Annotated in this window: 7 protein-coding genes; 5 read left to right on the top strand and 2 right to left on the bottom strand. The window is 36.8% G+C overall.

The window, feature by feature from the left end; all coding sequences use genetic code 11:
* The first annotated feature begins 352 nt into the window (after positions 1–352).
* From ACI4L0_RS03965 to ACI4L0_RS03950, 4 genes are all read left to right on the top strand, one after another.
* On the top strand, positions 353–688 hold the full coding sequence (locus ACI4L0_RS03965; protein ID WP_439798873.1) for a helix-turn-helix domain-containing protein: 336 nt from the start codon (positions 353–355) through the stop codon (positions 686–688).
* A gap of 530 nt (positions 689–1218) precedes the next feature.
* Positions 1219–1560, top strand: a complete 342-nt coding sequence (locus ACI4L0_RS03960) for a helix-turn-helix domain-containing protein (protein WP_439798872.1) — start codon at positions 1219–1221, stop codon at positions 1558–1560.
* A 27-nt stretch (positions 1561–1587) separates the two neighbouring features.
* Complete coding sequence (locus ACI4L0_RS03955) at positions 1588–2169, top strand: hypothetical protein (protein WP_439798871.1); 582 nt, start codon at positions 1588–1590, stop codon at positions 2167–2169.
* A 235-nt stretch (positions 2170–2404) separates the two neighbouring features.
* The gene (locus tag ACI4L0_RS03950) at positions 2405–3118 is read left to right on the top strand and encodes a DNA-binding domain-containing protein (protein WP_439798870.1); all 714 of its coding nucleotides are present in this window, start codon (positions 2405–2407) and stop codon (positions 3116–3118) included.
* A 68-nt stretch (positions 3119–3186) separates the two neighbouring features.
* On the opposite strand, the gene ACI4L0_RS03945 is transcribed toward ACI4L0_RS03950, so the two are convergent.
* Together ACI4L0_RS03945 and ACI4L0_RS03940 are read right to left on the bottom strand one after the other, a co-directional pair.
* A complete protein-coding gene (locus tag ACI4L0_RS03945; RefSeq protein ID WP_439798869.1) occupies positions 3187–3819 on the bottom strand; it encodes a helix-turn-helix domain-containing protein in 633 nt (210 codons plus the stop codon).
* Positions 3800–4477: a DUF3990 domain-containing protein gene (locus tag ACI4L0_RS03940; protein ID WP_439798868.1), complete on the bottom strand. Its 678-nt coding sequence runs from the start codon at positions 4475–4477 to the stop codon at positions 3800–3802. The genes ACI4L0_RS03945 and ACI4L0_RS03940 overlap by 20 nt, the downstream gene beginning before the upstream one ends.
* Before the next feature lie 531 nt (positions 4478–5008).
* Here ACI4L0_RS03940 and ACI4L0_RS03935 point away from each other — a divergent pair.
* Entirely contained in the window at positions 5009–5209 is a 201-nt protein-coding gene (locus ACI4L0_RS03935; RefSeq protein ID WP_439798867.1) for a hypothetical protein, read from the top strand.
* Positions 5210–5258 lie beyond the last annotated feature (49 nt).

Here is a 5258-nt window from a genome sequence, read left to right as displayed (position 1 = left end):
ACAATATCTAAAAAACTTTTCGAGCGAAGCGATGAAAAGTTTTTTAGGCGGTTGACTCAACCGCCTAAAGGGTATACCCTTTAGGTGAAAAATTTTTTGCAAAATTTTTGTGTTTTTCTGCAAGATTTTTGTCTTTTTCAGAAAAAAAATTCTGCAAACCAACGATTAGATAGTCCGCTTGATGCGGACGAATTACACATCTCGAAAGCCGAAACTTTTTTCGTCGTGTAACTTCAATCAACGTATTTATACGTTTTTAATTAACTCGAACGTAAATATACGCTCATGGGATTATAAACGTATATTTACTTCAAATCAATTCTTAATCCGTAAATTAACGTACAATCAAAATATGGGATTTAAAGAAAACTTAAGGGATGAGATTTCTTACCAGGGACTGCTCATAAAGGAGCTGGCTGCAAAAGCCGGGCTGAATGCCGGTTCTATAAGCAATTATCTCAAAGAAAACAGTTCCATTCCCTCCGCAGATATTGCTGTAAAAATCGCAGATGCCCTCAATGTTTCTGTTGAGTACCTTGTAACAGGAAAAAAAACTACGGCCAAAAATGAAAAAACATATTCCCCTGACGTTCGAAAAATGGCAGATAAGCTTGAATCAATGTCTACCCGCGACAGAACTATTGTAGGTTCATTAATCGACTCAATCTGCAAAAATCCTGATGATTAACATCCTTTGCAGTATAGATTTATGAATGCCGGCAATGCTTACTTAGAAAATTATAATTCAAATTCTTCTATATAATAGGCACTTTCTAAATTTCATTCACCCAAACAAAAAAATCTTCCGCTGTTTTCCAGGGGCTGTGCTTTCTGTTTTACTGAATTACACAGAATTTTTTGGAATCACACGAACAGGAAAAATACTTCTGACAAATCATTCTAATAGCCTATAAACATTATTCTGACAGCCTATCATAATTATTCTGATAGTCTATAAATATTATTCTTACAGCCTTAAATAATAATTTTAAAAGTCTATGAAAATTATTCTGAAAATCATTTAACATTGTTCACTAAAGCTTGCAAGACTATTGTGCAGATTTTATTATACTTTTGGCAAATAAAATACATACTTTTTCTTGACATTTTACCGAAAGTATAATATATTTATATACGAAAGGCGCACCACTGCTCCCGCCTTTCAAACTTAAGGAAACCGCGGGTTTCATAATTTCAGCCTAAACAGGAGAAGGCTCTATGGAAAATGAGAAAACTACAATTTTTTCAAGGAGGGTAAAGGAACTAATGCAGGAACAGCGCTTTTCACAAAAAAAACTTTGTGAACTGTGCGGTATTACAGAGGCAGCGTTCAGCCGCTATATGACAAGCGAGCGGCTGCCAAAAACGGAAATACTTGCGAACATCGCAAATATTCTTCACACAACGAGCGACTATCTGACCGGCAATGATAACAATTACGGTTATGAACAGCTCCAGGTTCTTCTTGCAAGCAGCAAAGACAACCTGAGCTTAAATCAGAAAAAAAAGCTGATTGAAATTCTTATGGACGAGTACAAGACGGCTCAAGACAAGTCTTAAAATAAATGCATAACATGGAGGTTTTTATTGGACAGTTCTATTGAAGAAAGTAAGCTTTTAAAAATTAAAAAAGCAAAAAATGTCAGACAGACTTACACGCTTCCAAGCTGGAGGGTAACTGAAATTATCCTGCTTGCAATCCAGTTTTTAAGCGATGAAGAATACTGGAAAGACGACTTTGACTATCAGAAGGTTATATCTGATGAAGGAATTATGCTGAAGGCATATTCACTCTTCAAGGAAAACAACCTTCTGGAACTGCAAAAGATTTCTTTAAGCCTGTGGAATGAAGGACTGTGCCTTGTAGATACAGACAAAGAAACAAACAGGGTATGCCGTATGATTGCCTATAATGATACAAAAAATGCGGTAGAAATCATGCAGATAATACTCCATGAGTATGCACATATACTGTTCGGTCACACGGAACAAAGTATGCACGGAGAAGCGGAAGCAATTCTGTTTTCAGCAATTACTACGTTTATGATTATAGCGGAGCAGCAGTTCCACTTTGTAAAACTCATTGCCAAAGAGAACGATAAAAAACGTTTTTTTGACGGCATGAAGCAAGGTTTTATGAAGCAATTTGCTTCTAAGGAGGTAATATGAAAATACTATGGAAATAAAAAAGCCTGTTTTAATAAGTGCGCCAACACAAATTAAACAAGCTTATAATTAACTGAGAGCCACAATGTGATACTCTTAAAACGATGGTAGAATTATATCACATAACGGCTCTCCTTGTCAAAAAAAATCGTACGGCGGCGATTATTTCCGTCATGCTGAATTTTTCAGCGCCTGCTCCAGAAAATTCGGAGCAATAATTCAACTTGGAGGGCATAATATGCTTACAATTAAGACAATAAAAAATCCGTTTGCAGCGGATGAATCAAAAGACGGCTTCTGCTTTAGAAGTTCGTGCTCACAAACACTCAAACCGGCAGACCTTGCGGGTGAAATGAATGACTGGAACTCTTCGTTCACAGAAGCAGATTATCTTGGTATGCTTTCTGTAATGGAAACAATAGTCGTGAAATACCTTGCCAAAGGATATAATATAGAACTGCCGTTTGGAACCATAAGGGTAAACGCAACAGGAACTTGCAGCAACATTCAGGACAGTTTTACGCCTGGAAGCGGAAACCACACGCTAGGCTTTACATTCAATCCAAGCAAATCCGCAGCCTCAGCTGTAAAGGCAAAGATTGAATACAAGCAGGTTGTGCCAGACTGCACGGGAGAAGCAAAACTTTACCGTCTTACAGTGCTGAATACAGACGCAAGCGAAAATCCAGTTTTGAATGTATCTTCCGGAAAAACTCTCCGCCTGCATGGAAGAAACCTCAGCTTCGACATTTCAGACGAAAACCAGGGAGTATTCTTTGAAAACGAAAACGGACTTACAAGACTTTCTGTCTACAACCGCAGGGGTTCAAATGTGGTTGAAGTTCCAGTTCCTTCAGACCTTTCAGCAGGAAACTACAGTGTAAGCATAGTTACAAAACCAGGCAGCACCTACTTTACTGCAAACATCGACTCAGAAGTAACAGTTGCATAATCTGTAATCTGTTATGGCAAACGGTGGCCGGCAAGCCGGCCACCGTTTGCAACTCATATTACAGGAGTTCACCCAATTTCCAGCAAACTTTCTACGGAAGTGCACAGGGCTTTGGCGAGTTTTACAACTGTTTCTGCTTTGGCGGCATTTATGTTTTTCTGCTTCTGTTCATACTGCTGAATTGTGCGGACAGGAATATCCGAAAGTCCGGCTAATTCGTTTTGAGAAAGCCCTGCATCAATGCGCAATAATTTTAAATTGGTAAATTTCTTTCTATTATTATATAGTTCAATCATCTTGTCACAAAACTGCAAAATGTCCATTTCGTGATACGGTGAATACATTGAAAGGACTTCATCAATAGAAATCAGCCTGTCAATATTCCGAAATGTCAGATTTGAAAACCACTGAAAATATGCCAAAGCCCAGCCGCACCAATATTCCGGCATTCTGTTTGCAGCCGGACGATATTTTGAAGCAAGTTTTTCATCTTTTAGAATTTCAACGGCAAGTTCTATGCCTGACTTTCCTGCAATTACACCTGATTCTCCGTTTTCAAACCTTGAACATATTTCAGACTGCAAAAACTTCTGATAAAAAGAGGTTAAATCTTCTTTAAGGTCGCAGACTGCAAATTCAAGCATAGAACCAAGATTACTCTGCGCATTTAAAAGATAGGTTTTATCGTAAGCGCGAATCATCAGCTTTTATCTCCTCATCAAGAATTTGAATAATATATAAATCACCGCGCTGTCGTTTGTTTTTTTCTATATCAAAATACTGCCGGCGTGCAGTTTTATCACGCAATTCTTTTCTGGAAAACCAGATGTTATTTTCTGCAATTTCAAATCCCAAAAATTCAATATTTTTAAATGCTTTTTCACTTTTAACAACAAATTGAGTGCCTAAATTCCCAAGTTTCATAGCATTTCCAAGCTGACGGACAGAGATTGCTCCGTTTATAAAATCCTGGGCAAAAGCAAAATAACTGTCATCCGCCCGATACCCTGTAATTATATCAAAGTCTTTATAGGGAACGCTAAAATTCTTCAAAAGATATTCTTTTGCTTCGTTTGCCAAAGCATTAGTGATGTTAAAATCCCGGTTTTCCAAAAGAACTGCAAGCCAGTGCAAAATCGTATACTTTTCATCATTCAAATCAAATATCGAAAGACCTTCCGTTTCAATTTGATAAATATTAGCAAAGCCGTCACGATTTTTTGAACTCCCCCATTCCTTTGCCATCTCTATACTTTCTGTGCAATAAAATCCCAGCCCATAATCATTATAAGTTTTTCCATATCCAAAAAGAGGCTTTTCAATAATTTTTTCAGAACCATGATAAATCGTTTTCAGCATACCAACATTGTACTCTCATAGGAGTAGTATTTCAAGGTTTTGAGCAGAAAGATTCAAAATCAAGTTCGGAATGAACAGGAAATATATCATTTTGAATTTTACGCGGGAGTAAATTTTTCGGAATTATCCCCTCACACACTCTTAATATAACATAAAATCCGACAAATTTTCATATTTTTTTTACTTTTTTATTTGATTTTTATTGACATAATAATCAAGATGTGTTATATTATAAACATCAGGAGGTAATAGAAATGTGAAACGTAAAAAGAAAAAAGCATGGTCAAGAGCAGAAATAATCGCCTTGCTGGTTTTTCTGCTAGAACTTATAAAGTTCATACTTGACCTGCTTTCTAAGCTGGCTGCTTAGTTTTCCGCCGTTCATAGATACCGCCAATATCTATGAACGGTTCTAAAATAATCAAATTATATAGGAGTGTCAATAATGAACAGAATGGAAAAAATACTGATAGCAATTTTAATTCTTCAAGTTTTAGATATTGCTTTAAAATTCATAATGTAGGTGATTTCATGGAAAAGACAACACAGCACGGCGGAGCAAGAGCCGGAGCAGGAAGAAAAAAAGGAAGTACGACAAACAACACGGGATATAAAAACGGACGGATTGTCATTTCCTGCCTTGAATCAGAGGAAATGGCAATAAAACAAAAAGCAAAAGAACAGAATAAAACAGTAAGCAGGCTGATTATTGATTCTGTTTTGAACAACTAAAAGCAGGAGGCATATATGACATTCTTTGATTTTATGACAAAGTTTCCGA

Source organism: Treponema sp., from assembly GCF_051883275.1.
Classification (GTDB): domain Bacteria; phylum Spirochaetota; class Spirochaetia; order Treponematales; family Treponemataceae; genus Treponema_D.
Note: the sequence above shows the minus strand (reverse complement) of the source record. Positions and strands in the feature narration are given on the sequence as shown.

Bases quoted from the DNA above. Each gene is read 5' to 3' on its own strand.
- ACI4L0_RS03965 (WP_439798873.1), top strand. From the start codon at position 353: ATGGGATTTAAAGAAAACTTAAGGGATGAGATTTCTTACCAGGGACTG.
- ACI4L0_RS03960 (WP_439798872.1), top strand. From the start codon at position 1,219: ATGGAAAATGAGAAAACTACAATTTTTTCAAGGAGGGTAAAGGAACTA.
- ACI4L0_RS03950 (WP_439798870.1), top strand. From the start codon at position 2,405: ATGCTTACAATTAAGACAATAAAAAATCCGTTTGCAGCGGATGAATCA.
- ACI4L0_RS03945 (WP_439798869.1), bottom strand. From the start codon at position 3,819: ATGATTCGCGCTTACGATAAAACCTATCTTTTAAATGCGCAGAGTAAT.
- ACI4L0_RS03940 (WP_439798868.1), bottom strand. From the start codon at position 4,477: ATGCTGAAAACGATTTATCATGGTTCTGAAAAAATTATTGAAAAGCCT.
- ACI4L0_RS03935 (WP_439798867.1), top strand. From the start codon at position 5,009: ATGGAAAAGACAACACAGCACGGCGGAGCAAGAGCCGGAGCAGGAAGA.